A 26,814-nucleotide genomic window follows, 5' to 3' on the forward strand; every position below is an offset into this window, starting at 1 on the left:
GCCTCGGATAACAGGGGCGCGTTGCGCGATGCCGCGCATTCTACACCCTGCAACCTCTTGCTTCAGTCGAGAATCACCAGGCGGTTGGGCAGTTCATTGCGCGCATGGGTGCGCGGCACGTGCTCGCACAATAGCTCGCCGCACGCCTCGATGCACTCGACAAAGCCCTGCAAGGTCCGCCCTTGACGCACCTGTTCGGCGAAACGCGCAACCATCAAGGCCCGGGCCTGGGCATCGAGGTGGCGGTCGATGCCCCGGTCGACCAGGATCTCCACATGCCGCTCTGCCTCGGCGACGAAAATCAGCACCCCCGTGGCAGCCGCCGTGCCCTGCAGGTTCTGTTCGCGAAACTGCTGGCGCGCCAGGCTCGAAGCACGCCACCTGCGCAACGCGCCAGGGATCAGCCAGGCGGCCAGGCGCGGGCTGCGCAGCAGCAGGCACAGGCCGATGAACAACAGCACGTTGGCCACCAGCAGCCCGCGCACACCCGGCCAACCGAGCAGCCACTGCAGCAGCCCAGGCACGGCCAGCGCCAGCACGGCGGCCCAGAACAAGGGCAGGTAGGCGTAGTCATCGGCGCGCCGCGCCAGCACGGTCACCAGTTGCGCGTCGGTGCGCCGCTCAACGCGGGCGATGGCCTCGGCGACCTGGCGCCGCTCGTATTCATTCAGAGGGGTCATGCCTTCGGTCTCATCTGCATTCTTATTGTTGTTTTCCCGGCATTCGGGTGTTCCTCCGCGGGCAAGATATTCAGGCATAATCCGCCGCTGGAACTAATACCCGCGAATCGTACAACAATAGCCGCCTGAAAACTTCGGCCGCGCGCGTATCACCGTGGATACGGCACAGGCCTCGACAACGGAATTCATGATGAAACTGTCTTTGCTGGGCCTGGCCATGGGCCTTGCCAGTCAGGCGGCCCTCGCCGCCCCTACCGCCCCGCCCCTGCAGGACAAGCAGGCATTCATCGAACACCTGATCAGCCAGATGACCGAAGCCGAGAAGATCGGCCAGTTGCGCCTGATCAGCATCGGCCCGGAAATGCCACGCGACAAGATCCGCGAAGAAATCGCCGCCGGGCGCATCGGCGGCACCTTCAACTCGCGCACCGCTCCGGAAAACCGGCCGATGCAGGACGCTGCCATGCGCAGCCGCCTGAAAATTCCGATGTTCTTCGCCTACGACACCATCCACGGCGAACGCACCATCTTCCCGATCGGCCTGGGCCTGGCCGCCAGCTGGGACATGGACGCCATCGCCAAGGTCGGCCGTACCTCGGCCATCGAGGCGTCCGCCGACGCCCTGGACATGACCTTCGCGCCCATGGTCGACATCGCCCGCGACCCGCGCTGGGGCCGCACCAGCGAAGGCTTCGGTGAAGACACCTACCTGACCTCGAAGATCGGCCAGGTGATGGTCCGCTCGTTCCAGGGCAGCAGCCCGGCCAATGCCGACAGCATCATGGCCATCGTCAAGCACTTCGCCCTGTATGGCGCGGTCGAGGGCGGGCGCGACTACAACACCGTCGATATGAGCCTGCCGAAGATGTACAACGACTACCTGCCGCCCTACCGCGCCGCGCTCGACGCCGGTGCCGGCGGCGTGATGGTGGCGCTGAACTCGATCAACGGCGTGCCGGCCACCTCCAACACCTGGCTGATGAACGACCTGCTGCGCAAGGAATGGGGCTTCAAGGGCGTGACCATCAGCGACCACGGCGCCATTCAGGAGCTGATCCGCCACGGCGTCGCCCGCGATGGCCGTGAAGCGGCCAAGCTGGCGATCAAGGCCGGCATCGACATGAGCATGAACGACACCCTGTACGGCGAAGAGCTGCCAGGGCTGCTGAAGTCCGGCGAAGTGACCCAGCGCGAGCTGGACCAGGCCGTGCGCGAAGTGCTGGGGGCCAAGTACGACATGGGCCTGTTCAAGGACCCTTACGTGCGCATCGGCAAGGCCGAAACCGACCTCAAGGATTACTACGGCGACGACCGCCTGCACCGCGACGCCGCGCGCGACGTGGCGCGCCGCAGCCTGGTGCTGCTGGAAAACAAGCAGCAGACCCTGCCGCTGAAGAAGGCCGGCACCATCGCCCTGGTCGGCCCGCTGGCCGATGCACCGATCGACATGATGGGCAGCTGGGCCGCCGACGGCAAACCGATGCACTCGGTGACCGTGCGCGAAGGCCTGCGCCGCGCCGTCGAGGGCAAGGCGAAGCTGGTGTACGCCAAAGGCTCCAACGTCACCGGCGACAAGGCGATCCTCGACTACCTGAACTTCCTCAACTTCGACGCCCCGGAAATCGTCGACGACCCTCGCCCGGCCGCCGTGCTGATCGACGAAGCGGTCAAGGCTGCCCAGCAGTCTGACGTCGTGGTGGCCGTGGTCGGTGAGTCGCGCGGCATGTCCCACGAATCGTCCAGCCGCACCACCCTGGAAATTCCAGCCAGCCAGCGCGAACTGATCAAGGCCTTGAAAGCCACTGGCAAGCCGCTGGTGCTGGTGCTGATGAACGGCCGCCCGCTGTCGATCGCCTGGGAGCGCGAGCAGGCCGACGCCATCCTCGAAACCTGGTTCTCCGGCACCGAAGGCGGCAACGCCATCGCCGACGTGCTGTTCGGCGACTACAACCCGTCGGGCAAGCTGGCCATCACCTTCCCGCGCTCGGTCGGGCAGATCCCGATGTACTACAACCACACCCGCATCGGCCGCCCGTTCACCCCAGGCAAGCCGGGCAACTACACCTCGCAGTACTTCGAAGAGCCCAACGGCCCGCTGTACCCGTTCGGTTACGGCCTGAGCTACAGCAGCTTCGAGCTGTCCGGGCTGAGCCTGTCGAGCAGCACCCTCAAGCAGGGCGGCAAGCTGGAGGCCAAGGTGACGGTGAAGAACACCGGCAAGGTGGATGGCGAAACCGTGGTGCAGCTGTACCTGCAGGATGTGTCGGCGTCCATGAGCCGCCCGGTCAAGGAGCTGAAGAACTTCCAGAAACTGATGCTCAAGGCCGGTGAATCGCGGACCTTGACCTTCGGCATCAGCGAAGACGACCTGAAGTTCTACAATGGCCGCCTGCAGCATGTGGCCGAGCCTGGCGAGTTCAACGTCCAGGTCGGGTTGGATTCCGAGGCCGTGCAGCAACAGAGTTTCGAACTGCTGTAAGCGATTTGCAGGCAGTGCCGGCCCCCATCGCCGGCACCGCACTGAGCGCCGGCTGGGCCATGCACCAGGCCAAGCGCCAGGCCATGGAAGACGACGCCCGCCGCGCCAGCCAGCAGTTGGGGTTGTACGCCAATTCGCTGCACACCCTGATCGAACGCTACCGCGCATTGCCTGCGGTGCTGGCGCTGGACCCGGAGCTCATCGAAGCCTTGCGCGGCCCGGTCGGCGAAGCGGTGCAGGACGCCCTCAACCGCAAGCTCGAACGCATCAACGGCGCCGCCAACTCCTCCACCCTGGAGCTGCTCGACCGCACCGGCCTTGCGGTAGCGGCCAGCAACTGGCGCCTGCCGACCACCTACGTGGGTTCCAACTACGGCTTTCGCCCCTATTTCAAACAGACCCGCAGCCAGGGCAGCGGCCGCTTCTATGCGGTCGGCGTGACCAGTGGCGTGCCGGGCTACTTTCTTGCCAGCGCGGTCAATGACGAACACGGGCGCTTTCTCGGTGCCATGGTGGTCAAACTCGAATTCCCCGAGCTGGAACGCGAATGGCGCCAGGGCAGCGATATCCTTTTGGTCAGCGACGCACGCGGCATCACCTTCATCGCCAACCAGGACGGCTGGCGCTACCGCGAGCTGCAACCGCTCAGCGGCGCCGACCGCGCGGAACTTGCCGAAACCCGGCAGTACGACAAGCAGCCACTGGTACCCCTGCAGCATCAGGTGCTGACGCACTTTGCCAGCAACAGCCAGCTCACCCGCGTGCAAGGCCCCGACGGGCCTGCCGAGTACCTGTGGGAAAGCCTGCCGCTGGAGGGCGAAGGCTGGACCTTGCACCTGCTGCGCAAGCCGCAAGTGGCAGCCGATGGCCGCAACGCCGCCCTCGGCGCTGCCGCCGTGTGGTTGAGCCTGGTCTTCGCCGCGCTGTTCGTCAGCCAGCGCTGGCGCCTGGCCCGCCTGCGCCAGCGCAGCCGCGATGAACTCAAGCGCCAGGTCGAGGAACGTACCCGCGAGCTGCGCACCGCCCAGGAGGGCCTGGTGCAGTCGGCCAAGCTGGCGGCCCTGGGGCAGATGTCCGCGGCCATGGCCCACGAGATCAACCAGCCCCTGACCACCCAGCGCATGCAACTGGAAACCCTGCGTCTGCTGCTCGACCATGGCCGCTACGAAGAAGCGCGCAAGGCCCTGGAGCCGCTGGAGCAGATGCTCACGCGCATGGCCGCGCTGACCGGCCACCTGAAGACCTTCGCCCGCAACAGCCCAGGCGGCCTGCGCGAGCGGCTGGACCTGGCCACCGTGGTCGATCAGGCCCTGCAGTTGCTCGACACCCGCATCCGTGGCGACGGCGTCGAAGTGGCCCTGTACCTGGCGCGCCCGGCCTGGGTGCGCGGCGATGCCATCCGCCTGGAGCAGGTGCTGATCAACCTGCTGCGCAACGCCCTCGATGCCATGGCCGACAAGCGCTACAAGCGCCTGGAGATCCGCATCGAGCCCGACGGCACGCAGTGGCGCCTGAGCGTGCTCGATTCAGGCGGCGGCATCGCCGACGCCGACCTGGCCAAGGTCTTCGACCCGTTCTTCACCACCAAGCCGGTGGGCGAAGGCCTCGGCCTGGGCCTGGCCATTTCCTATGGCATCATCATCGATGCCGGCGGCCAGCTGCAGGCCGAGAACCTGCCCGGCGGCGCCCGCCTGAGCCTTGCCCTGCCCCGTGACCTGGAGCCTGTATGTTGAATTCGGTGATCGTCGTCGACGATGAAGCGAGCATCCGCAGCGCCGTCGAACAGTGGTTGAGCCTGTCCGGCTTCAGCGTGCAGCTGTACGCCCGCGCCGAGGAATGCCTGGCGCACCTGCCGCGGCATTTTCCCGGGGTGATCATCAGCGATGTGCGCATGCCCGGCATGGGCGGCCTGCAGTTGCTCGAACGCCTGCAGGCCGATGACCCGGACCTGCCGGTGATCCTGCTGACCGGCCATGGCGATGTGCCGATGGCGGTGGAGGCCATGCGCAACGGGGCCTACGACTTCCTGGAAAAACCCTTCACCCCGCAGCATCTGCTGGGCAGCCTGCGCCGGGCCCTGGAGAAACGCCAGCTGGTGCTGGAGAACCGCCGCTTGCATGAACAGGCCGACCTCAAGTCGCGCCTGGAAGCCACCCTGCTGGGGATGTCCCAGGGCCTGCAGCAGCTGCGCCGCCAGGTGCTGGACCTGGCCAACCTGCCGGTCAATGTGCTGATCCGGGGCGAGACCGGCAGCGGCAAGGAACGCGTCGCCCGCTGCCTGCACGACTTCGGCCCACGGGCCGGCAAGCCCTTCGTCGCGCTCAACTGCGCGGCGATCCCCGAGTCGCTGTTCGAGGCCGAGCTGTTCGGCCACGAGAGCGGCGCCTTCACCGGGGCGCAAGGCAAGCGCATCGGCAAGCTGGAATACGCCAATGGCGGCACGGTGTTTCTCGACGAGATCGAAAGCATGCCCTTGGCCCAGCAAGCCAAATTGCTGCGCGTGATCCAGGAACAGAAACTGGAGCGGCTGGGGGCCAACCAGAGCATCAGCGTCGATTTGCGGATCATCGCCGCCACCAAGCCCGACCTGCTCGAGGAGGCGCGCGCCGGGCGTTTTCGCGAAGACCTGGCCTATCGCCTGAACGTCGCCGAACTGCGCCTGGCGCCGCTGCGCGAACGGCGCGAGGACATCCCGTTGTTGTTCGAGCATTTCGCCCGGGCGGCAGCCGAAAAGCTCGGCCGCAGCGCACCGCCGCTGGCCGGGGCGCAACTGGCCCAGCTGCTGTCGCACGACTGGCCGGGCAATGTGCGCGAGCTGGCCAATGCGGCGGAGCGGCATGCCCTGGGCCTGGGTTCGCCGAGCCTGGAAGGCGCGCCTGCCAGCCAGTCACTGGCCGAACAGATCGAAGCCTTCGAGGCGCAATGCCTGCGCGCGGCGCTGCGTGCGCACAAGGGTGAGATCAAGGGCGTGATGGAAGCGCTGCAGCTGCCACGGCGGACATTGAACGAGAAGATGCAGCGCCATGGGCTGGTGCGCGAGGATTTCGTCTCGCGCGAATAAGCGGAAATCCGCCTATTGGGTGCATTCGATGAGCGGGAAACCGCTTATCCTCGGGTTTTTCGGGGCTGCTTTGCAGCCCATCGCGGCCAGGCCCGCGCCTACGCAGTACGCGCCACACGTGGGCTGATGCCCTCGAATGGATCGCTGTGCACCCAATTGGCACAGCTCGTGCAAAACCCTTCTCAAGCTGCGCCCAGGCGCGCTCCACAAAAACAACGAGAAGGTATCCCTGATGGATAACGCCACCTCCCTGCCCGCCGGGGCGGCCATCGCGCCCGCCGCAGAAAAAACCACCGCCAGCCGCCTCAAGTCGATCTTCAGTGGCTCCATCGGCAACATGGTCGAATGGTACGACTGGTACGTCTACGCCGCATTCTCGCTGTACTTCGCCAAGGCTTTCTTCCCCGCCGGCGACTCCACCGCGCAACTGCTCAACACCGCCGCGATCTTCGCCGTGGGCTTCCTCATGCGCCCGATCGGTGGCTGGCTGATGGGCCTGTATGCCGACCGCAAGGGGCGCAAGGCCGCACTGATGGCCTCGGTATTGCTGATGTGCGCAGGCTCGCTGGTCATCGCCCTGACCCCCGGTTATGAAACCATCGGCGTGGCTGCCCCGGTGCTGCTGGTCATCGCCCGCCTGATGCAAGGCCTGTCGGTGGGTGGCGAATACGGCACCTCGGCCACCTACCTCAGCGAAATGGCCAGCAAGGACCGCCGCGGCTTCTTCTCCAGCTTCCAGTACGTGACGCTGATCTCCGGCCAGCTCATCGCCCTGGCGGTGCTGATCGTGCTGCAGCAGACCCTGACCACCGAGCAGCTGTATGCCTGGGGCTGGCGCGTACCCTTCGTGATCGGCGCGCTGTGCGCGGTGGTTGCCCTGTACCTGCGCCGCGGCATGGAAGAAACCGCCTCCTTCACCAAGAAGGAAAAGGCCAAGGAAAGCCTGATGCGCACCCTGATGCGCCACCCCAAGGAACTGATGACCGTGGTCGGCCTGACCATGGGCGGTACCCTGGCCTTCTACACCTACACCACCTACATGCAGAAGTACCTGGTCAACACCGTGGGCATGAGCATCAGCGACTCGACCACCATCTCGGCGGCCACGCTGTTCCTGTTCATGTGCCTGCAGCCGGTCATCGGCGGCCTCTCGGACAAGATCGGCCGGCGCCCGATCCTGATCGCCTTCGGCGTGCTCGGCACCCTGTTCACCGTGCCGATCCTCAGCACCCTGCACACCATCCAGACCTGGTGGGGCGCGTTCTTCCTGATCATGGCGGCGCTGATCATCGTCAGCGGCTACACCTCGATCAACGCCGTGGTCAAGGCCGAGCTGTTCCCCACCGAGATCCGCGCCCTGGGCGTCGGCCTGCCGTATGCGCTGACTGTCTCGATCTTCGGCGGCACCGCCGAGTACGTGGCCCTGTGGTTCAAGAGCGCGGGCATGGAAAGCGGCTTCTACTGGTATGTGACGGCGTGCATCGCCTGCTCGCTGCTGGTGTACGCGACCATGAAGGACACCAAGCAGCATTCGCGGATTACCACTGACTGACGGTGATTGCGGTTAAAAAAAGGCGCTCCGTATGAACGGGGCGCCTTTTTTTTGAAGCCTGAAAACCTCGATGCATGCGAATGAGCCGATTAAAAGCGCTATTCGGCTCATTTCGTGAGCCGAATAGCCGGCCTAATCGGCTCATCCGCTCGTTTACTCAGGACATCTCCAACGCCTGACGTGGCTCACGGCGCTGGTACCAGGTCGCCATCAGCACCAGCACCAGCAGCACGCCGCCCAATACGGCGGAAGAACCGATGGTGCCGAAGTCCAGCCCGCCTTTCTCGTGCGGCTTGGTCAGGAAGTCGCCCAGGGTGGCGCCAAACGGGCGGGTCAGTACGAAGGCGACCCAGAACAGCACCACGCCGGGGATGCGCGTCCAGTAGCGGGCCAGCACCACCAGGGCGATGGCGCTGCCGATCAGCAGGGCACCGCCGGCAAAGCCCAGGCCCGAATCATCGGCCAGGTAGTCGCCCAGCGCCGTACCCAGGGTGTTGGAGAACAGGATCGCCACCCAGTAGAACAGCTCACCCGTGCGCGTCTTGATGCGGGTGACGTCCAGCGGGTTGCCGCTCAGGCGCCAGACCAGGAAGGTCAGCAAGAGGATGCCGATGAGGATCGCCGAACCCGCTGCATAACCCAGGCCCAGGGTGCGGTCCATGAAGTCGGACATGGTGGTGCCGGCGGTGCTGGTGGAGAGGATCACCAGCCAGTAGAGCATCGGGTGGTAGCGGCGCGAGTAGAGTTGGCCGAGCAAGGTCAGCAGGAACACGCTGATCAACAGCATCGAGCTGACGGCATAGCCAACGTTCAGGGTCATCGACAGCAGGTCGCCGGCCGTCTCGCCCAGGGTGGTTGCGCAGATCTTCATGACCCAGAAGGCCAGGGTGATTTGCGGAAGTTTGTTCATTGTTTGCCGCTCCGGGAAAAGGTGCGGCGATGGTGATGAGCGGTACCTGAAAAATCGGTTGGCGGTTTATGAAAAAAGCGTTGATCCCTTCGTTGCCAATTCATTTAGGCGCCTTAACCCCTGATTAATGCCACCACGGCATCCTGCCTGTGCTGACAAAAGCGAATTACTCCGTGGATACGCAACAGGCCACACCTGCTGCGAAATCACGATAGCGGCATCCTTAATAATCGATTTAATCGATCATTTAACGCCAATTTTTGCGCTTTTTAATCGATTTAATCGGCGTAGCATTAAACCCATAGAAACAAGCAACCTCTCGAACCCAACGGAGCAACGACCATGAAAAACAAACTGATCCTTACCCTGGCCTTCTCGGTTTTCGCCACTGGCGCCTTCGCCGAAGATGGCTTCGACCGCACCAACGCCCACAGCTTCGCAGCGGCCCAGAGCCAAGCGGCCACTTACGCTGAAGATGGTTTTGATCGCACTGGCGCACAACGTTTCGCCGAAGACGGCTTCGATCGCACCGGCGCTCAACGTTTCGCCGAAGACGGCTTCGATCGCACCGGCGCCCAGCGCTTCGCCGAAGACGGCTTCGACCGCACCGGCGCCCAGCGCTTTGCCGAAGCTGGCTTCGACCGCACCAACGCCCACCGCATCAGCTGATCCCTGATGCGAGCAACCAGCCCGGCCTCGGCCGGGCTTGATCATTTCCAGGCGGGCACAAGCTTGGCACACTAGGCGCCTCGTCCCCTCTGGAGGTAGGGCCACAAGCCCGACAGATGTACTACTACGAACCCGCCAAAGGCCACGGCCTGCCCCACGATCCGTTCAACGCCATTGTCGGCCCGCGCCCGATCGGCTGGATCTCCTCCCAGGACCGCGAAGGCCGCCTGAACCTTGCGCCCTACAGCTTCTTCAACGCCTTCAACTACATCCCACCGATCATCGGTTTCTGCAGCGTCGGGCGCAAAGACAGCCTGAACAACATCGAGCAGACCGGCGAGTTCGTCTGGAACCTGGCCACCCGCCCCCTGGCCGAAGCCATGAACCAGAGCTGCGCAGCCGTACCGGCAGAGGTGAACGAGTTCGACCTGAGCGGCTTGACCGCAACCCCGTCGAGCCTGGTCAAGGTGCCCCGCGTGGGCGAAACCCCGGTGGCCTTCGAATGCAAGGTGAGCCAGATCGTCCAGCTCAAGCGGGCCGACCAGGAGTTGGTGCCGAGCTGGCTGATCCTTGGCGAGGTGGTGGCCGTGCACATCGCCGAGCACCTGCTCAAGGACGGCATCTACGACACCGCGGCCGCCGAGCCGATCTTGCGCGGCGGTGGCCCGGCGGACTACTTCGAACTGGGCAACCTGTTCAAGATGCGCAGGCCGCAGGTGTGATCACCAGATCAGCTCGCCTTCTTCGCCCACGCCATTGAGGCGTTGCAGCTCAGCGCAGGCGGCCTCATCGGCCGCCATGGCGCTGCTGAACACCTGGCCATCGAGCACCTTGTGAAAGCGCGGCGCACCGCCCATGTTCAGGGCCTTGACCGCGATGGCGGCGTTGTAGCCACCGCCTTGCACCGGGACCATCGCCGAAACCGCTTCGAAATGCGGGAATTCTCTACGTGCCATGTCGCTATCCGCGTCGTTGATCGAGGGGCGGCATTCTACCCCGTGCAGCGGGGCATTCAATCGAAGGTATGCAGGTCGAGGCTGCTGACCACCTGGGCCTGCACCAGCTCGCCGAACACCTCCAGGGTTGGCGAGGCGAAGTAGCCGCTCATCGCCTGCTGGTCGCACCAGCTGCCGCTGAGCAGCCACAGGTCGGCGTCGGCCTGCGAGCGCTGCACGCTGAAGCTCAGGCAGCCCGGGGTGCGCAACGAGGGCTCGAGCAAGTCGCGCAGGCGCGCGCCGAGCTCTGCCGAACGGCCGTTGCTGGCGCGGATGAAAGCCAAGTGAGTGACCGGTTGTCGTAGGGCCATTGCACGATCTCCTTGAAGCACACGGACGGAAAAACCAGGCTGCCAAGGTTAGGGGCTGGCCCGCGCGGCGCGTTAGGCCATTACTGCACGTCGATTGCCTGATTCTGCCGCGCGGCAGGATCAGGCAATCGACGTGCAGCTTTCGACTAGCGCCGGCCATTGCCCAAACCTATGCTGCGTCGGTCAGCAGAGGAAAGCCATCATGACCACCGCCCCGTCCCTCGACCCGACCCTGGAAGTGCAACGCCAGGAGCTGGCCGAGCTGATCCGCCGACATGCCGGCGAACCCCATGGCCCGGCCTCGGCCATCGACGACTTGTACCTGGTGCGCTACACCGAAAACGTGCGGTCGGTGCCGACCCTGGCGCAACCGGCCCTGTGCATCCTCGCCCAGGGCAGCAAGAGCCTGTTCCTGGGCGATGAGCAATACGCCTACGACCCATTGCACTACATGGTGGTTTCGGTGACCTTGCCGTTAAGCGGCGTCAAGCTCGACGCCAGCCCGGAGCAGCCCAGCCTTGGCCTGCGCCTGGACCTCGACCCGGCCGAGATCAGCCAGCTGATTGCCGAAAGCGGGCCGATGCTGGTGCCCAGCCTGCCCTCGGGGCGCGGCCTGTACGTGGAAAGGACCGACCCGCAGATGCTCGATGCCCTGCTGCGCCTGATCCGACTGCTGGATACGCCGCGCGACATTGCCATGCTGGCACCGCTGTTTCGCCGGGAAATCCTCTACCGCCTGCTGCGTGGGCCGCAGGGCTACCGCCTGTATGAAATCGCCCTGGCCAACAGCCAGACGCACCGGGTGTGCCAGGCCATCACCTGGCTCAACCAGAACTTCCAGCAACCGCTGCGCATCGAGGACCTGGCACGGGAAGTCAACCTCAGCACCTCGACCTTGCACCACCGGTTCAAGGCCGTGACGTCGATGAGCCCGCTGCAGTATCAGAAGCAGCTGCGCCTGCAGGAGGCGCGGCGGCTGATGCTCAATGACGGGCTGGAAGCGGCGGTGGCGGGCTATCGGGTGGGGTATGAAAGCCCGTCGCAGTTCAGCCGGGAGTACAGCCGGCTGTACGGGGCGCCGCCGATTCGCGATGTGGCGCGGTTGCGCGCCAGTGCCGGCTGATCAGCCGGCTACCGCCGCCTGCCAGCGGTTCTGGTCCACCTCGATCAAGGTCGGCCCCTTGCGCTCTGCGGCGCGCCCAAGGGCAGCCTGCAATTGCTGCACGTCGGCAACCGCCTCGGCCTCGGCCCCCAGTGCCTTGGCCACGCCAATGAAGTCCGGCGTGTGGATGTCCACCCCGACCGGTTCGATGGCACGGTTGACCATGTACTTCTTGATCTCCTCATAGCCCTGGTTATTCCACAGCAGCACGATCAGCGGCACCTGCGCCTCCACCGCGCTGGCCAGCTCCGGCAGGGTGAACTGCAGGCCACCATCGCCAATCAGGCACACCGCAGGCGCGCGCTCGGGTAGCTGCTCGGCACTGCCCAGCCAGGCGCCCATCGCCGCAGGCAGCGCATAGCCCAGGGTGCCGTAGCCGGTCGAGGCGTTGAACCAGCGCCGGGGCGCGGGCATGTCCAGGGTCAAGTTGCCGGTGTACACCGGCTGGGTCGAATCCCCCACCAGGATGGCATTGGGCAGGCGCTCGAGGATGCTGGTCAGCAGGCGTGTCTGGCTCAGGGTCGGCTGGTCCCAGCTGGCCGCCAGGGTGTCGCGCAGCCGCTGTGCACGCGCCGCGCCCCACTGGCTGTCATGGCCTGGGGCTGGCAACACCTGCAAGGCGTCCAGCAACGCCTGCGCGGCCAGCTCGGCATCGGCGACCAAGGCCAGCTCCGGCAGGTAATTGCGCACGGTCTGGTCCGGGTCGATGTCGACCCGCAGCAGGCTGCCGGGGATCTCGAAGCCACCTTTGAACGTCACGTCGTAATCGGTTTCGGCAAGCTCGGTGCCGATCGCCAGCACCACGTCAGCTTCGGCCACCAGCGCGCGGGTGGCCACCAGCGACTGGGTCGAGCCGATCTGCAGCGGGTGCTCGGCCGGCAACAGGCCTTTGGCGTTGATGGTCAGGGCCACCGGCGCCTGCAGGTACTCGGCCAGGCGCGCCAGCGGCGCACCTGCGGCCAAGGCGCCGCCACCGGCGAGGATCAGCGGCTTGCGTGCCTTGGCCAGGCGTTCGGCCATCTGCGCCACGGCCTGCGGCGCCGCGCCTGCGCGGCTGCTGCGCACCGGGCGGCCCGGCAGCAGGTGGTCGGCGGGCTCGACCAGCACATCCAGCGGGATTTCGATGTGCACCGGGCGCGGGCGCGCGCCGTCGAACACGGCAAAGGCGCGAGCCAGCACCTGCGGCAGGTCGTCGGCGCTCATCAGCGTCTGCGAGAAGGCCGCCACACCGGCCACCAGCGCGCCCTGGTTGGGCAGCTCGTGCAGCTTGCCTCGGCCACCGCCCAGTTGATCACGCGACTGCACGCTGGAAATCACCAGCATGGGGATCGAGTCGGCATAGGCCTGGCCCATGGCAGTGGTGATGTTGGTCATGCCGGGGCCGGTGATGATGAAGCACACGCCGGGTTTGCCACGGGTACGTGCGTAGCCATCAGCCATGAAACCAGCGCCCTGCTCGTGGCGCGGGGTGATGTGGCGGATGGATGAAGCCGCCAGGCCTCGGTACAGCTCCACAGTGTGCACACCGGGGATGCCGAAGACATGGTCCACACCATAGCCTTCAAGGAGTTTGACCAGTACTTCGCCGCAGGTTGCCATGGGTTTCACCTTGCATCTTGTTGGAGATCTGCGCCCATTGGACCCAACCCGCGGCTATCGCCACAATGCAAAAAAACACATACTAGCCATGTCCTGTAATCATGGCTTATCGCAATGAAACGCCTACCACCCCTGCCCGCCCTGCATACGTTTCTGGTCACCGCCCAGCACTGCAATTTCACCCGCGCCGCCCAGCAGCTGCATATCACCCAGGGCGCGGTCAGCCGGCAGATTGCCGGGCTCGAAGAGCACCTGGGCTATGCCCTGTTCCAGCGCCAGGCGCGCGGCCTGAGCCTGACCCGCGAGGGGCAGGACTGGCTGCCGCGGGTGCAGCAGGTATTTGCATTGATCGAGCAAGGCGTGCGCGAGGTGGGTGGGCGCAGCGCCACCTTGCAACTCAAGGCGCCAACCTGCGTGATGCGCTGGCTGCTGCCGCGCCTGATGGAATGGCAGGCGCTGCGCCCGGACGTGCCGGTGGAGCTGACCACCACGGTGCAGCACGGCGTGGATTTTCGCCGCGAGGGCTTCGATGCGGCGGTGGTCTATGGCGACGCGCCGAATCATGGGCTGCACGTGCGCAAGCTGTTCGACGAGCAACTGACCCCGGTGTGTGCGCCCTCGTTGCTGGCGGGGCCTGTGCCGCTGAGGGAGGTCGCCGACCTCAAGCGCCATATGCTGCTGCACCCCTCGCGCGACGAGCATGACTGGCGGCTATGGCTGCAGGCCGCAGGTGCCGCCCTGGATGGCCAAGGGCGCAGGCAGCATTTCGAAACCCTGGACATGGCCATGGCGATGGCCTCGCAGGGGACCGGAGTGGCCATTGGTGATCGGGCGCTGATCGGCGACGACCTCAACAGCGGCAGGCTGTGCATGCCGTTCGGGCTAAAGGTGCTGACGGGCAAGGGCTATTACCTGGCGTGTCAGCCGAGGAACGTGCCGGCGGGGCTGGTCGAATTGATGGATTGGTTGCAGGGCCGGGCTGAGCAGTAAAGAGCCGTGCAGGCCCTTGTGGGAGCCGACATGCCGGCGATGAGGCCAGGGCAGGCAATGCCGGCTCGCCTGTGCGGGCCCTATCGCCGGCAAGCCGGCTCCCACAGAGAGGGTAGAGCAGCGCCGGCTCAGTAGCCGACGGTGAACCGCTGCCGCGAGTGCGCCGGCTTTTCCAGCTCATCGATCATGGCGATGGCGTAGTCGGCAAAGCTGATCCAGCTCTTGCCATCGGCGCCGATCAGCAAATGGTCCTTGCCCAAGGTGTAGTGCCCGGTGCGCTCGCCTTCGACGAACTCCGCCGACGGCGAGAGGAAGGTCCAGTCCAGGTTCTGCTCCTGGCGCAATTGCTCGAGGAACCTTGCCCCGGCACTCGCTTCTGCCTTGTAGGCCTCTGGAAAGTCCGGGCTGTCGATGACCCGGTGCCCGGAAGGCAGCAGCAGGCTGCCGGCGCCGCCCACCACCAGCAGGCGCTTGACCCCGGCCCGCTTGACCGGCTCGATGATCGCGTGCGGCTCGATGGTGGCGAAATGTGCCGCGCTCAGCACCGCGTCCACCCCTGCCAGCGCCTTTTGCAGCGCCGCGCTGTCGGTGACATCCAGCGCCTGTACCGTAACGCCATCGCGGCCCTGCAGCCGTGAAGGGTCACGGGCAATGGCCAGCACACTGTGCCCGCGGCGCAGGGCTTCTTCCAGCAGTTGGCTGCCAGCCCGGCCGGTAGCGCCGATGATTGCAATCTTGCTCATGGGAAACACTCCATCAAGTGAACGGAATTACCACTTCATCTCGCCCTTGGCGACCTTGGCGCTGAGCTCCAGCGAGCTTTCATCGGCAAGGCCCGGGTAACGCTTGCTCATGGCCGCGACCAACGCCCCGGCATCTTTTGCCTTGGCGGTTTCGGCATCGAAGTCACGAATGTAGTTCGCGGTGAAGCGCACTGCCTCCAGCGAACGGCTGCTTTGGCCCATGAAGTGGCCGGGGATGACCGTGCGCGGCGCCAGCTTTTCGATCTGCGCCAGCGTGCCGAGCCAGTCGGCATGGGACTTGGGCGACTGGGTGTCGGCCACCCACACATGGATGTTCTCTGCCACCACCACGCCACCAACCACGGCCTTGATCGACGGGATCCAGACGAAACTGCGGTCAGGTTGCGGGCCATCCAGGCCCATCACCTCAAGGGCCTGGCCTTCCAGCAACAGCCGGTTGCCATCGAGCACCTGCGGCACCACCAGCCGGGCGGGTTTGTCGGCGCCCATCTGCGGGCCCCAGTAGGCCAGCTTGGCGTCCTTGGTCTGGCGGATATGCGCCACCGTGGCCGCCGAGGCCAGGACCTTGGCATCCGGGAAGGCCTGGGTCAGGGTGTCGAGGCCGAAGTAGTAGTCCGGGTCGCCATGGCTGATGTAGATGGTCTTCAACTGCTTGCCGCTGGCCCGCAGGCGCTGCGCCAGCTGCTCGGCCTGGGCCTTGCCGAACTGGGCATCGACCAGGATCGCGTCCTTCTTGCCGGTCACGATCACCGAACTGACCGGGAAGATCGCCTCTTGCCCGGGGTTGTAGACTTCAAGGTGCAGCGGCTCGGCCGCCAGCACCGGGCCGGTCAGCGCAACACAGGCCAGCAACAGGCCGCGCAAAGGCGTGAAAAGAGACATCGCAAGCACTCACTCGTAGAAGAATGCCTCACAGCTTAGTTGCCCGATCCGTAACAAAAAATGCGATGCTCAGACATAGTTTGTTTCTGAAATCGGGCAAATCATGGACCGTCTCAACGCCATGCGCGTATTCGTCACCGTCGTCGACCTGGGCAGCCAATCGGCGGCGGCGGATCATCTGCAACTGTCACGGCCAGTGGTTTCACGCTATTTGGCCGAGCTGGAAGACTGGGTCGGCGCGCGGCTGATGCAGCGCACCACGCGCAAGCTGAGCCTGACCGCTGCCGGCCAGCAGACCCTGCCCCGCTGCCGCCAGCTGCTGGAGCTGGCCGGCGACCTGCAAACCGCCGTGCGCCAACCCGATGACGCGCCACGCGGGCAGTTGCGCATCAGCGTCAGCACCTCGTTCGGCCAGGCACAGTTGGTGGACGCAGTGGCCGAGTACGTGCGCCGCTATCCCGGCGTGAAGGTGGAGCTGCAGATGCTCGACCGCACCGTGAACCTGGTGGACGAGCGCATCGACCTGGCCATCCGCACCAGCAACGACCTGGACCCCAACCTGATCGCCCGGCGCCTGACCGTGTGCCGCTCGGTGGTGTGCGCGGCCCCGGCCTACCTGCGCGAGCACGGCACACCGCAGCGGGTCGAGGAGTTGAGCCAGCACAATTGCCTGACCCACGCCTACTTCGGCCACAGCCTCTGGCATTTCGAGGTGGACGGCCAGCAGGTCGCGGTGCCGGTGGACGGCAACATCAGCGCCAACGAAGCGATGACCTTGCAAAAGGCGGCGCTGGCCGGCGCGGGGGTCGCCATGCTGCCGACCTACCAGGCCGCAGCAGCCCTGCACAGCGGCGAGCTGGTGCGCCTGCTGCCCGAGGCGCGGCCACGGGAGCTGAACTTGAATGCGGTGTACACGTCCCGCAAGCACATGCCGGCAACCTTGCGCAGCATGCTGGACTTTCTCGCGCAGCGCTTCACCGCGGAGCCTGAGTGGGACCGCTAGCCGGCGGCGGCGGTCACTCCTCGACGCTCATGTATTCCTTGGCCCAGCGGATGTAGTCCTCAGGCTGGGTGTAGGTGTGCGAGAGCTCGGTGGCGCTGAGGTTCTCGGACTTGTTCTGCTGGCCACGCTGCAGGCGCAGGCAATCGTAGGTGGCCTTGATCGAGGCGAAGTAGGCGGCGTGGCCGTCGACCACGATGCGCACGCCCAGGCGCGCCAGGCGCTCGTCATCGCGCAGGTTGGGGTTGGCGTAGGTCACCAGCATCAGCGGCACGGTCAGGTGCTCGGCGATCTGCTCGAGCTGCTCGAAGTCCTTCACCCCCACCATGCAGATACCGTCGGCGCCGGCCTTCTGGTAGCTCTGGGTGCGCACGATGATCTCTTCGGTGCTGAGCACGCCGGCATTGGTGCGGGCGATGATCGACAGCGAGGAATCGACCCGCGCCTCCAGCGCTGCGCGAATCTTGCCCACGCCCTCGTCCACCGGGATCAGGTCGGTGGACTTGCGCCCGAACTGGGCCGGCAGCAGGGTGTCCTCGATGGTCAGCGCGGCCACGCCGGCACGCTCGAGCTCGATGACCGTGCGCATCACATTGAGCGCATTGCCGTAGCCGTGGTCGGCGTCGGCCAGCACCGGCAACTGGGCCACGCGGCCGATGCGGGTCGCCTGCTCGACGAATTCGCTGAGGGTGATCAGGGCGAAGTCCGGCGCTGCCAGTACCTGCAAGGATGCGACCGAACCGCCAAGAATGCCGACTTCGAAGCCCAGGTCGGCGGCAATGCGCGCCGACATCGGGTCGAACACCGAAGCGGTGTGGTAGCAGGCACCTGAAGCGAGCAGCTCGCGGAAGGCAAAACGCAGATCTTGATGGGAAGCCTTGGGCATGATCACTCCGCTAAATACGTGAAAATTGAACGGTTGCTACCGACCCCTGAATCGGGTCTACCTGACCTGTTCCAACCGTCGCCATCTGGGCGGTCATGCTCGACATGCAGGCAGAGGAATAAAAGGTGTGGGAGACAGCGACACGCAAACCGGCGGCTCTTGGTTGCACCAAGCTGGTGCGAGCCCCGGTTTTCAGCCTCTGCGGTACAGCCACGATATCACGCGGCCATGCAGCACTGGATGAATGCGCCAATGCCGATCTTGCATAGGGGATGCAGATAGTACATAGGAAGCTACCTAAGTCGGGTTACAATTCGATGGCCTCTTCGCGGGGCAAGCCCGCTCCCACAGTCATTGTGCCGTCTCAAGGGCAGTGCAGTACCTGTGGGAGCGGGCTTGCCCCGCGAAGAGGCCGCTACAGGCAACCCACAGCCTATGACAAGGTAATTCCCGTGACCGCCGCCCTGCCCCCAACCGCCCTGCGCAATGTGCTCACCGCCTTGATGCTGGCGATTTTTCTCGGAGCCCTCGACCAGACCATCGTCGCCGTCTCCCTGCCCGCCATCTCGGCCCAGTTCAACGACGTTGGCCTGCTGGCCTGGGTGATCTCCGGCTACATGGTGGCGATGACCGTGGCCGTGCCCATCTACGGCAAGCTGGGCGACCTGTATGGCCGGCGGCGCATGATCCTCACCGGCATCAGCCTGTTCACCCTGGCCTCGATCGCCTGCGCGCTGGCCCAGGACATGCAGCAACTGGTGCTGGCGCGGGTGCTGCAAGGCATTGGCGCGGGAGGCATGGTTTCGGTGAGCCAGGCGATCATCGGCGACTTCGTGCCGCCGCGCGAGCGCGGCCGCTACCAGGGCTATTTCAGCAGCATGTACGCGGTGGCCAGCGTCGCTGGGCCGGTGCTCGGCGGCTGGCTGACCGCCTACCTGTCGTGGCGCTGGGTGTTCTGGGTCAACTTGCCGCTGGGGCTGGTTGCCCTGTGGGCCATCCGCCGCGCCCTGGCCGGCATGCCGGTGCAGCGCCGCCAGGCGCGGGTGGACTATGTGGGTGCGCTGCTGCTGATCGTGGGCCTGGGCAGCCTGCTGCTGGGCATCACCCTGGTCGGCCAGGGCCATGCCTGGGCCGCGCCGCCGGTGCTGGCGCTGTTCGGCTGCGCCGGGCTTGGCCTGGTGCTGTTCATCCAGCATGAGCGGCGCTGCCAGGAACCCTTGCTGCCGCTGGGCCTGTTCGGCAATCGGGTCGCCGTGCTGTGCTGGGGGGTGATCTTCTTCGCCAGCTTCCAGTCGATCTCGCTGACCATGCTGATGCCCCTGCGCTACCAGGGCATCACCGGCGCCGGTGCCGACAGCGCCGCGCTGCACCTGCTGCCGCTGGCCATCGGGCTGCCCATTGGGGCCTTCACCGGCGGGCGCATGACCAGCTTCACCGGGCGTTACAAGCCACAGATTCTTGCCGGCGCGCTGATGATACCGGTCGCCATCTTCGCCATGGCCATCACCCCGCCGCAGTCGGCGCTGCTCAGCGGCGTGTTCATGCTGCTGACCGGTGTCGCCTGTGGCCTGCAGTTCCCCACATCGCTGGTAGGCACGCAGAGCGCGGTGGACATCAAGGACATCGGCGTGGCCACCAGTACCACCAACCTGTTCCGCTCGCTGGGCGGCGCCATGGGCGTGGCGTGCATGTCCAGCGTGCTGCTGGCGCTGCTGCACCAGGGTGGCCTGGAAATGCTGGGTAACCCGTTGCTGGGCAGCTTGCAGGCGGGCGCACCGGAACCTGCGACGCAGGCGCGGCTGCTGGAGAGCTTCCGCCACCTGCTAATGGGCAGCGCCGTGGTGTCGCTGCTCGGGTTGGTCGCGGCGTCGGTTTTGCCTGATAGGCAATTGCGAGGGCGATAGTGTTTAATTCCCCCTTAATCAATAAGGGAAACACTTCCTCACAATCCTTAACAAAGTGTCATTTGCGCAGTGCGGGGCTCAAGCGCAGCATATCCAGCCCGGTATCGACCCACTGTTCGGCACCACGCAGCAGGTCGAAGCTGTCCGGCAGCAGCAACCAGCGCCCGATCAGGCCATCGACATAGGCAAAAAGGGCAATCGCCGCGCGCTCGACATCCAGCTCGGCAGGCAACTGCCCACGGCGCACGGCATTGGCCAATGCCAAGGTAATGCCCTCGTGGCAATCCAGCACCGCACCTTGGCGCTGCTGGCGAATTTCACACATGTCATCGGTGAACTCGCACTTGTGATGCAGGATTTCATTGATACGCCGGGTTCGGGCATCGAGCACCAACTCGTTGAACACTTGCAGCAGCAGCTTGTGCATGCAGCCAAGCGGGTCCAGTTCGTCCTCGCTTTCGCTGGCGCGCGCCAGGTGGTCATGGGTTTCATGCAGGCTGTCGAGCAACGCCTGCACCAACTCCGCCTTGTTGTTGAAATGCCAGTAGATTGCCCCCCGGGTAACGCCCGCCAGCTCGGCGATGTCGGCCAGTGTGGTACGCGCAACCCCGCGCTTGTAGAAGGCCTTTTCCGCTGCCTCTATGATCTGGGCGCGGGTTTCCTGGGCTTCTTCTTTGGTTCGACGGACCATGGCAGTACAACCTCATCTGGGCCCGCAGGCACTGTGCGTGCGGGGAATCCGCCGGGGGCACCTCTGCAGGGTACCTACCGGATTGGCTAATCGACGGCTGGGGACGACATCTGGTAGCACCCAGCGCTATTTACAAACAACCGTGAATGTAAGTATATTCGTTAGTAAGCTATTTATCCACCGGATAGATTTTTTTCTGACAAGACTCTTCCATTACTCTTGAGCGTCTCCCAGCTCTAGCGACCCGAGGATCCTCATGCAATTCAAGCCAGCCGTTACCGCTCTGGTTTCCGCCGTCGCCCTGGCAACCCTGCTAAGTGGCTGTAAGAAAGAAGAAGCCGCGCCCGCAGCGCAGGCTCCTCTGGTCGGCGTCGTTACCTTGCAACCGCAAGCCTTCACCCTGACCTCGGAACTGCCGGGGCGCACCAGCGCCTTCCGCGTCGCCGAAGTGCGCCCGCAGGTCAATGGCATCATCCTCAAGCGCCTGTTCAAGGAAGGCAGCGACGTCAAGGAAGGGCAGCAGCTCTACCAGATCGACCCAGCCGTGTACGAGGCCAACCTGGCCAACGCCCAGGCCAACCTGCAGGCGACCCGCTCGCTGGCCGAGCGCTACAAGCAGCTGATCGACGAGCAAGCCGTTTCCAAGCAGGAATACGACGACGCCAATGCCAAACGATTGCAAGCCGACGCCTCGCTCAAGAGCGCCCAGATCGACCTGCGCTACACCAAGGTACTGGCACCGATCAGCGGCCGCATCGGCCGTTCCTCGTTCACCGAAGGTGCACTGGTGAGCAATGGCCAGACCAACGCCATGGCCACCATCCAGCAGCTCGACCCGATCTACGTCGACGTCACCCAGTCCACTGCCGAGCTGCTCAAGCTGCGCCGTGACCTGGAAAGCGGCCAGCTGCAGAAGGCTGGCGACAACGCCGCCTCGGTACAGCTGGTGCTCGAAGATGGCAGCCTGTTCAAGCAGGAAGGCCGCCTGGAGTTCTCCGAAGTCGCGGTCGACGAGACCACCGGCTCGGTGACCCTGCGCGCCATCTTCGCCAACCCCGACCACACCCTGCTGCCTGGCATGTTCGTGCATGCGCGGCTCAAGGCCGGGGTCAACAGCAATGCCATCCTGGCCCCGCAGCAAGGCGTGACCCGCGACCTCAAGGGCGCCCCCACCGCGCTGGTGGTCAACCAGGAAAACAAGGTCGAACTGCGCCAGCTCAAGGCCAGCCGTACCCTGGGCAGCGACTGGCTGATCGAAGAAGGCCTCAACCCGGGCGACCGCCTGATCACCGAAGGCCTGCAGTACGTGCGCCCTGGCGTCGAGGTCAAGGTCAGCGATGCCACCAACGTCAAGAAGCCGGGCGGCCCTGATCAGGCCAACGCGGCCAAAGCAGACGCAAAAGCAGACGCCAAAGCGGAGTAAACCATGTCGAAGTTCTTTATCGATCGCCCGATCTTCGCCTGGGTGATCGCCTTGGTGATCATGCTGGTCGGCGCCTTGTCGATCCTGAAGCTGCCGATCAACCAGTACCCGAGCATCGCGCCGCCGGCCATCGCCATCGCCGTGACCTACCCGGGCGCCTCGGCGCAAACCGTGCAGGACACCGTGGTACAGGTGATCGAGCAGCAGCTCAACGGTATCGACAACCTGCGTTATGTGTCCTCGGAGTCCAACTCCGACGGCAGCATGACCATCACCGCGACCTTCGAGCAGGGCACCAACCCTGACACCGCGCAGGTCCAGGTGCAGAACAAGCTGAACCTGGCCACCCCGCTGCTGCCCCAGGAAGTGCAGCAGCAAGGTATCCGCGTCACCAAGGCAGTGAAGAACTTCCTGCTGGTGATCGGCCTGGTGTCCGAAGACGGCAGCATGACCAAGGACGACCTGGCCAACTACATCGTCTCCAACATGCAGGACCCGATCTCGCGTACTGCCGGTGTCGGTGACTTCCAGGTGTTCGGTGCCCAGTACGCCATGCGTATCTGGCTGGATCCGGCCAAGCTGAACAAGTTCCAGCTGACCCCGGTCGACGTCAGGACCGCGGTCGCCGCGCAGAACGTGCAGGTGTCCTCCGGCCAGCTCGGCGGCCTGCCAGCCATGCCGGGTACCCAGCTCAACGCCACCATCATCGGCAAGACCCGCCTGCAGACTGCCGAGCAGTTCGAGAAGATCCTGCTCAAGGTCAACAAGGATGGCTCGCAGGTACGCCTGGGTGATGTTGCCGAGGTCGGCCTGGGTGGCGAGAACTACGCCGTCAGCGCCCAGTTCAACGGCAAGCCGGCCTCGGGCCTGGCGGTCAAGCTGGCCACCGGCGCCAACGCCCTGGACACCGCCAAGGCCCTGCGCCAGACCGTCAACGACCTGGAGCCGTTCTTCCCGCCTGGGGTGAAGGCAGTGTTCCCGTATGACACCACGCCGGTGGTCACCGAATCGATCAGCGGGGTAATCCACACCCTGATCGAAGCCGTGGTCCTGGTGTTCCTGGTGATGTACCTGTTCCTGCAGAACTTCCGCGCCACGATCATCACCACCATGACCGTACCGGTGGTATTGCTCGGTACCTTCGGCATCCTTGCCGCCGCCGGCTTCAGCATCAACACCCTGACCATGTTCGCCATGGTCCTGGCCATCGGCTTGCTGGTGGACGATGCCATCGTCGTGGTGGAGAACGTCGAGCGGGTCATGTCCGAGGAAGGCTTGCCGCCCAAGGAGGCGACCAAGCGTTCCATGGAGCAGATCCAGGGTGCGCTGGTCGGTATCGCCCTGGTGCTGTCGGCGGTACTGCTGCCCATGGCCTTCTTCGGCGGTTCCACCGGTGTGATCTACCGGCAGTTCTCCATCACCATCGTCTCGGCCATGGGCCTGTCGGTGCTGGTGGCGCTGATCTTCACCCCGGCCCTGTGCGCCACCATGCTCAAGCCGCTGAAGAAGGGCGAGCACCATGTGGCCAAGGGTGGTTTCTTCGGCTGGTTCAACCGCAACTTCGACCGCAGCGTGAACGGCTACGAGCGCAGCGTCGGTACCATCCTGCGCAACAAGGTGCCGTTCCTGCTCGCCTACGCGCTGATCGTGGTCGGCATGATCTGGCTGTTCGCCCGCATCCCTACCGCGTTCCTGCCAGAGGAAGACCAGGGCGTGCTGTTCGCCCAGGTGCAGACCCCGGCCGGCTCCAGTGCCGAACGCACCCAGGTGGTGGTCGACCAGATGCGCGAGTACCTGCTCAAGGACGAAGCCGATACCGTTGCCTCGGTGTTCACCGTCAACGGCTTCAACTTCGCCGGCCGTGGCCAGAGCTCAGGCATGGCGTTCATCATGCTCAAGCCGTGGGATGAGCGCTCCAAGGAGAATAGCGTGTTCGCCCTGGCCCAGCGCGCCCAGCAGCACTTCTTCGGCTTCCGCGATGCGATGGTGTTCGCCTTCGCCCCGCCTGCCGTACTCGAACTGGGTAACGCCACTGGCTTCGACGTATTCCTTCAGGACCGCGGCGGTGTCGGCCATGAAAAACTCATGGAAGCGCGCAACCAGTTCCTCGCCAAGGCCGCCCAGAGCAAGGTACTCAGTGCCGTGCGCCCCAACGGCCTGAACGATGAGCCGCAGTACCAGCTGACCATCGATGACGAACGTGCCAGCGCCCTGGGCGTGACCATCGCCGACATCAACAACACCCTGTCGATTGCCCTGGGTGCCAGCTACGTCAACGACTTCATCGACCGCGGCCGGGTCAAGAAGGTGTACATCCAGGGTGAAGCCAACTCGCGGATGAGCCCGGAAGACCTGCAGAAGTGGTACGTACGCAACGGCGCAGGCGAAATGGTGCCGTTCTCCTCCTTCGCCAAAGGCGAGTGGAGCTACGGTTCGCCGAAGCTGTCGCGCTACAACGGCGTCGAAGCGATGGAAATTCTCGGTGCGCCAGCCCCTGGCTACAGTACCGGTGAAGCCATGGCCGAGGTGGAACGCATCGCCGGCGAGCTGCCTGACGGCATCGGCTTCTCCTGGACCGGCATGTCCTACGAGGAAAAACTCTCCGGCTCGCAGATGCCGGCACTGTTCGCCCTCTCGGTCCTGTTCGTGTTCCTCTGCCTGGCAGCCCTGTACGAAAGCTGGTCGATCCCGATCGCGGTCGTGCTGGTAGTGCCACTGGGTATCATCGGTGCACTGATCGCCACCAGCCTGCGCGGGTTGTCGAACGACGTGTACTTCCTGGTCGGCCTGTTGACCACCATCGGCCTGGCGGCGAAGAACGCCATCCTGATCGTGGAATTCGCCAAGGAACTGCATGAGCAAGGCCGCAGCCTGTATGACGCGGCGATCGAGGCGTGCCGCATGCGTCTGCGCCCGATCATCATGACCTCGCTGGCGTTCATCCTCGGGGTGGTACCGTTGACCATCGCCAGCGGCGCCGGCGCCGGCAGCCAGCACGCCATCGGCACCGGCGTGATCGGCGGCATGATCAGTGCGACCATCCTGGCTATCTTCTGGGTACCGCTATTCTTCGTCGCAGTGTCGTCGGTGTTCGGCAGCAAAGAGCCGGAAAAAGACGCCACCCCTGAAACTCCACGTTATGAGGCTGGGCAATGACCAAGTCTTTGTTGTCCCTGGCGGTAACCGCTTTCATTCTTGGCGGCTGCTCGCTGATCCCTGATTACCAGACCCCGGAGTCGCCGGTGGCTGCGCAGTGGCCGCAAGGCCCTGCGTACTCCCCGGCCCAGTCGGCCGAGGTTGCTGCCGCCGAACAGGGCTGGCGCCAGTTCTTCCACGACCCGGCGCTGCAGCAGCTGATCCAGACCTCGCTGGTCAACAACCGTGACCTGCGCGTGGCTGCGTTGAACATCGACGCCTACCGCGCCCAGTACCGCATCCAGCGTGCCGACCTGTTCCCGGCGGTTTCCGCCACGGGCAGCGGCAGCCGCCAGCGGGTGCCGGCGAACATGTCGCAGACCGGCGAGTCGGGCATCACCAGCCAGTACTCGGCCACTTTGGGCGTCAGCGCCTATGAGCTGGACCTGTTCGGCCGGGTGCGCAGCCTCACCGAGCAGGCCCTGGAAACCTACCTGTCCAGCGAGCAGGCGCGCCGCTCCACGCAGATCGCCCTGGTGGCCAGCGTGGCCAACGCCTACTACACCTGGCAGGCCGACCAGGCGCTGTTCAAGCTGACCGAGGACACCCTCAAGACCTACGAGGAAAGCTACAACCTCACGCGTCGCAGCAATGAAGTGGGCGTCGCCTCGGCCCTCGACGTCAGCCAGGCGCGCACCGCCGTGGAAGGCGCGCGGGTCAAGTACTCGCAGTACCAGCGCCTGGTCGCCCAGGACGCCAACAGCCTGGCCGTGCTGATCGGCACCGGCATTCCTGCAGACTTGGCCAAGCCGCTCGAGCTCAATGCCGACCAGCTCGCCGACGTGCCGGCCGGCCTGTCGTCGGACGTGCTGCGCCGCCGCCCGGACATCCAGGAAGCCGAGCACTTGCTCAAGGCCGCCAACGCCAATATCGGTGCAGCCCGGGCCGCGTTCTTCCCGAGCATCAGCCTGACGGCCAACGCCGGCAGCCTGAGCCCCGACATGGGCCACCTGTTCTCGGGCGGGCAAGGCACCTGGCTGTTCCAGCCGCAGATCAACCTGCCGATCTTCAACGCCGGCAGCCTGAAGGCCAGCCTGGACTACTCGAAGATCCAGAAGGACATCAACGTCGCCAAGTACGAAAAGACCATCCAGACCGCCTTCCAGGAAGTCTCCGATGGCCTGGCGGCGCGCAAGACCTTCGAAGAGCAGCTGCAGGCGCAACGCGACCTGGTGCAGGCGAACCAGGATTACTACCGCCTGGCAGAGCGTCGCTACCGCATCGGTATCGACAGCAACCTGACCTTCCTCGACGCCCAGCGCAACCTGTTCAGCGCCCAGCAGTCGCTGATCACCGACCGCCTTTCGCAACTGACCAGCGAGGTCAACCTCTACAAGGCGCTCGGCGGTGGCTGGTACGAGCAGTCCGGGCAGGCCAATCAGCAGGTTTCGGTGGCTACGCCGAACAGCTGATTCGTTCTGGCAACAGCATCAAGCCCACCCTTGCGGTGGGCTTTTTGTTGATGCCGGCAAGGCCAGCACCCTCAACAATTAACCAGCTGGAACATACCGTTCGATTATCGCCCGATTCCGCTTGCGGCGAATTGCCCCATCCCCGCCCTGCCCCGCACCATCGCTCACGCAACGTTGCACCGGTTCATCAAACAGCCCCGCCCCTGCAGGCCCGCACCCTGCAGCGCACAGGCTCGCCAATAAAAACAA

At 64.9% G+C, this 26,814-nt stretch carries 22 protein-coding genes; 13 read left to right on the forward strand and 9 right to left on the reverse strand.

Annotated features, from left to right (window positions below; translation table 11 throughout):
• Positions 1-62: 62 nt before the first annotated feature.
• Entirely contained in the window at positions 63-680 is a 618-nt protein-coding gene (locus L6D75_RS05545; protein WP_176510991.1) for a TPM domain-containing protein, read from the reverse strand.
• Between the two features lie 187 nt (positions 681-867).
• Here L6D75_RS05545 and bglX point away from each other — a divergent pair, with 187 nt between their 5' ends.
• The 4 genes from bglX to L6D75_RS05565 all read left to right on the forward strand — a co-directional run bounded on the left by bglX (position 868) and on the right by L6D75_RS05565 (position 7,772).
• A complete protein-coding gene (gene bglX / locus L6D75_RS05550) occupies positions 868-3,159 on the forward strand; it encodes a beta-glucosidase BglX (protein WP_176510990.1) in 2,292 nt (763 codons plus the stop codon).
• 5 nt (positions 3,160-3,164) lie between these two features.
• Entirely contained in the window at positions 3,165-4,892 is a 1,728-nt protein-coding gene (locus tag L6D75_RS05555) for a sensor histidine kinase (RefSeq protein WP_373876239.1), read from the forward strand.
• Positions 4,886-6,220, forward strand: a complete 1,335-nt coding sequence (locus L6D75_RS05560; RefSeq protein WP_176517270.1) for a sigma-54-dependent transcriptional regulator — start codon at positions 4,886-4,888, stop codon at positions 6,218-6,220. The genes L6D75_RS05555 and L6D75_RS05560 overlap by 7 nt, the downstream gene beginning before the upstream one ends.
• A gap of 232 nt (positions 6,221-6,452) precedes the next feature.
• Positions 6,453-7,772, forward strand: a complete 1,320-nt coding sequence (locus L6D75_RS05565) for an MFS transporter (protein ID WP_176517269.1) — start codon at positions 6,453-6,455, stop codon at positions 7,770-7,772.
• 157 nt (positions 7,773-7,929) lie between these two features.
• Here L6D75_RS05565 and L6D75_RS05570 read toward each other — a convergent pair whose 3' ends face one another.
• Complete coding sequence (locus tag L6D75_RS05570) at positions 7,930-8,682, reverse strand: COG4705 family protein (RefSeq protein WP_176517268.1); 753 nt, start codon at positions 8,680-8,682, stop codon at positions 7,930-7,932.
• 342 nt (positions 8,683-9,024) lie between these two features.
• On the opposite strand from L6D75_RS05570, the gene L6D75_RS05575 reads away from it, so the two are divergent.
• Together L6D75_RS05575 and L6D75_RS05580 are read left to right on the forward strand one after the other, a co-directional pair.
• Entirely contained in the window at positions 9,025-9,351 is a 327-nt protein-coding gene (locus L6D75_RS05575; RefSeq protein WP_176517267.1) for a hypothetical protein, read from the forward strand.
• 116 nt (positions 9,352-9,467) lie between these two features.
• On the forward strand, positions 9,468-10,073 hold the full coding sequence (locus L6D75_RS05580; RefSeq protein ID WP_176517266.1) for a flavin reductase family protein: 606 nt from the start codon (positions 9,468-9,470) through the stop codon (positions 10,071-10,073).
• On the opposite strand, the gene L6D75_RS05585 is transcribed toward L6D75_RS05580, so the two are convergent.
• Positions 10,074-10,307, reverse strand: a complete 234-nt coding sequence (locus L6D75_RS05585) for a hypothetical protein (RefSeq protein WP_176517265.1) — start codon at positions 10,305-10,307, stop codon at positions 10,074-10,076.
• Between the two features lie 56 nt (positions 10,308-10,363).
• Entirely contained in the window at positions 10,364-10,657 is a 294-nt protein-coding gene (locus L6D75_RS05590; RefSeq protein ID WP_176517264.1) for a putative quinol monooxygenase, read from the reverse strand.
• A 202-nt stretch (positions 10,658-10,859) separates the two neighbouring features.
• Between L6D75_RS05590 and L6D75_RS05595 the strand changes: the two genes are divergently transcribed.
• Complete coding sequence (locus L6D75_RS05595) at positions 10,860-11,780, forward strand: AraC family transcriptional regulator (protein ID WP_176517263.1); 921 nt, start codon at positions 10,860-10,862, stop codon at positions 11,778-11,780.
• On the opposite strand, the gene L6D75_RS05600 is transcribed toward L6D75_RS05595, so the two are convergent.
• Positions 11,781-13,418, reverse strand: coding sequence for a 5-guanidino-2-oxopentanoate decarboxylase (locus L6D75_RS05600; protein ID WP_176517262.1), 1,638 nt, complete (start codon positions 13,416-13,418; stop codon positions 11,781-11,783). It abuts the gene before it with no gap.
• A gap of 114 nt (positions 13,419-13,532) precedes the next feature.
• Here L6D75_RS05600 and L6D75_RS05605 point away from each other — a divergent pair, with 114 nt between their 5' ends.
• On the forward strand, positions 13,533-14,408 hold the full coding sequence (locus L6D75_RS05605) for a LysR substrate-binding domain-containing protein (RefSeq protein ID WP_176517261.1): 876 nt from the start codon (positions 13,533-13,535) through the stop codon (positions 14,406-14,408).
• A gap of 128 nt (positions 14,409-14,536) precedes the next feature.
• On the opposite strand, the gene L6D75_RS05610 is transcribed toward L6D75_RS05605, so the two are convergent.
• Both L6D75_RS05610 and L6D75_RS05615 read right to left on the reverse strand, forming a co-directional pair.
• Positions 14,537-15,151, reverse strand: coding sequence for an NAD(P)-dependent oxidoreductase (locus L6D75_RS05610; protein WP_176517260.1), 615 nt, complete (start codon positions 15,149-15,151; stop codon positions 14,537-14,539).
• A gap of 27 nt (positions 15,152-15,178) precedes the next feature.
• Complete coding sequence (locus L6D75_RS05615; RefSeq protein ID WP_176517259.1) at positions 15,179-16,054, reverse strand: MBL fold metallo-hydrolase; 876 nt, start codon at positions 16,052-16,054, stop codon at positions 15,179-15,181.
• Positions 16,055-16,157: 103 nt separating this feature from the next.
• Here L6D75_RS05615 and L6D75_RS05620 point away from each other — a divergent pair, with 103 nt between their 5' ends.
• Positions 16,158-17,057 (forward strand): LysR family transcriptional regulator, encoded by a 900-nt coding sequence (locus L6D75_RS05620; protein WP_176517258.1) that lies wholly within the window; start codon positions 16,158-16,160, stop codon positions 17,055-17,057.
• A gap of 13 nt (positions 17,058-17,070) precedes the next feature.
• Here L6D75_RS05620 and L6D75_RS05625 read toward each other — a convergent pair whose 3' ends face one another.
• The gene (locus L6D75_RS05625) at positions 17,071-17,940 is read right to left on the reverse strand and encodes an isocitrate lyase/PEP mutase family protein (RefSeq protein ID WP_176517257.1); all 870 of its coding nucleotides are present in this window, start codon (positions 17,938-17,940) and stop codon (positions 17,071-17,073) included.
• Between the two features lie 452 nt (positions 17,941-18,392).
• Here L6D75_RS05625 and L6D75_RS05630 point away from each other — a divergent pair, with 452 nt between their 5' ends.
• Positions 18,393-19,844: an MDR family MFS transporter gene (locus tag L6D75_RS05630; protein WP_176517256.1), complete on the forward strand. Its 1,452-nt coding sequence runs from the start codon at positions 18,393-18,395 to the stop codon at positions 19,842-19,844.
• 58 nt (positions 19,845-19,902) lie between these two features.
• Here the strand turns inward: L6D75_RS05630 and ttgR are convergent, their stop codons facing one another.
• Positions 19,903-20,535, reverse strand: a complete 633-nt coding sequence (ttgR, locus tag L6D75_RS05635; RefSeq protein ID WP_176517255.1) for an efflux transport transcriptional regulator TtgR — start codon at positions 20,533-20,535, stop codon at positions 19,903-19,905.
• A 256-nt stretch (positions 20,536-20,791) separates the two neighbouring features.
• Between ttgR and ttgA the strand changes: the two genes are divergently transcribed.
• The 3 genes from ttgA to L6D75_RS05650 are packed head-to-tail and all read left to right on the forward strand — an operon-like array spanning position 20,792 to position 26,565.
• Entirely contained in the window at positions 20,792-21,958 is a 1,167-nt protein-coding gene (gene ttgA / locus L6D75_RS05640) for a toluene efflux RND transporter periplasmic adaptor subunit TtgA (RefSeq protein ID WP_176517254.1), read from the forward strand.
• Between the two features lie 3 nt (positions 21,959-21,961).
• Positions 21,962-25,114, forward strand: coding sequence for a multidrug efflux RND transporter permease subunit TtgB (ttgB, locus tag L6D75_RS05645; protein WP_176517253.1), 3,153 nt, complete (start codon positions 21,962-21,964; stop codon positions 25,112-25,114).
• Positions 25,111-26,565: an AdeC/AdeK/OprM family multidrug efflux complex outer membrane factor gene (locus tag L6D75_RS05650; protein ID WP_236193441.1), complete on the forward strand. Its 1,455-nt coding sequence runs from the start codon at positions 25,111-25,113 to the stop codon at positions 26,563-26,565. Before ttgB ends, L6D75_RS05650 begins: the two co-directional genes overlap by 4 nt.
• The last annotated feature ends 249 nt before the right edge of the window (positions 26,566-26,814 follow it).

This window comes from Pseudomonas faucium, assembly GCF_021602585.1.
Lineage (GTDB): Bacteria > Pseudomonadota > Gammaproteobacteria > Pseudomonadales > Pseudomonadaceae > Aquipseudomonas > Aquipseudomonas faucium.

Excerpts from the sequence above, each read along its gene's own strand:
- L6D75_RS05545 (WP_176510991.1), bottom strand. The coding sequence starts at position 680 with ATGACCCCTCTGAATGAATACGAGCGGCGCCAGGTCGCCGAGGCCATC.
- bglX (WP_176510990.1), top strand. The coding sequence starts at position 868 with ATGATGAAACTGTCTTTGCTGGGCCTGGCCATGGGCCTTGCCAGTCAG.
- L6D75_RS05560 (WP_176517270.1), top strand. The coding sequence starts at position 4,886 with ATGTTGAATTCGGTGATCGTCGTCGACGATGAAGCGAGCATCCGCAGC.
- L6D75_RS05565 (WP_176517269.1), top strand. The coding sequence starts at position 6,453 with ATGGATAACGCCACCTCCCTGCCCGCCGGGGCGGCCATCGCGCCCGCC.
- L6D75_RS05570 (WP_176517268.1), bottom strand. The coding sequence starts at position 8,682 with ATGAACAAACTTCCGCAAATCACCCTGGCCTTCTGGGTCATGAAGATC.
- L6D75_RS05575 (WP_176517267.1), top strand. The coding sequence starts at position 9,025 with ATGAAAAACAAACTGATCCTTACCCTGGCCTTCTCGGTTTTCGCCACT.
- L6D75_RS05580 (WP_176517266.1), top strand. The coding sequence starts at position 9,468 with ATGTACTACTACGAACCCGCCAAAGGCCACGGCCTGCCCCACGATCCG.
- L6D75_RS05585 (WP_176517265.1), bottom strand. The coding sequence starts at position 10,307 with ATGGCACGTAGAGAATTCCCGCATTTCGAAGCGGTTTCGGCGATGGTC.
- L6D75_RS05590 (WP_176517264.1), bottom strand. The coding sequence starts at position 10,657 with ATGGCCCTACGACAACCGGTCACTCACTTGGCTTTCATCCGCGCCAGC.
- L6D75_RS05595 (WP_176517263.1), top strand. The coding sequence starts at position 10,860 with ATGACCACCGCCCCGTCCCTCGACCCGACCCTGGAAGTGCAACGCCAG.
- L6D75_RS05600 (WP_176517262.1), bottom strand. The coding sequence starts at position 13,418 with ATGGCAACCTGCGGCGAAGTACTGGTCAAACTCCTTGAAGGCTATGGT.
- L6D75_RS05605 (WP_176517261.1), top strand. The coding sequence starts at position 13,533 with ATGAAACGCCTACCACCCCTGCCCGCCCTGCATACGTTTCTGGTCACC.
- L6D75_RS05610 (WP_176517260.1), bottom strand. The coding sequence starts at position 15,151 with ATGAGCAAGATTGCAATCATCGGCGCTACCGGCCGGGCTGGCAGCCAA.
- L6D75_RS05615 (WP_176517259.1), bottom strand. The coding sequence starts at position 16,054 with ATGTCTCTTTTCACGCCTTTGCGCGGCCTGTTGCTGGCCTGTGTTGCG.
- L6D75_RS05620 (WP_176517258.1), top strand. The coding sequence starts at position 16,158 with ATGGACCGTCTCAACGCCATGCGCGTATTCGTCACCGTCGTCGACCTG.
- L6D75_RS05625 (WP_176517257.1), bottom strand. The coding sequence starts at position 17,940 with ATGCCCAAGGCTTCCCATCAAGATCTGCGTTTTGCCTTCCGCGAGCTG.
- ttgR (WP_176517255.1), bottom strand. The coding sequence starts at position 20,535 with ATGGTCCGTCGAACCAAAGAAGAAGCCCAGGAAACCCGCGCCCAGATC.
- ttgA (WP_176517254.1), top strand. The coding sequence starts at position 20,792 with ATGCAATTCAAGCCAGCCGTTACCGCTCTGGTTTCCGCCGTCGCCCTG.
- ttgB (WP_176517253.1), top strand. The coding sequence starts at position 21,962 with ATGTCGAAGTTCTTTATCGATCGCCCGATCTTCGCCTGGGTGATCGCC.
- L6D75_RS05650 (WP_236193441.1), top strand. The coding sequence starts at position 25,111 with ATGACCAAGTCTTTGTTGTCCCTGGCGGTAACCGCTTTCATTCTTGGC.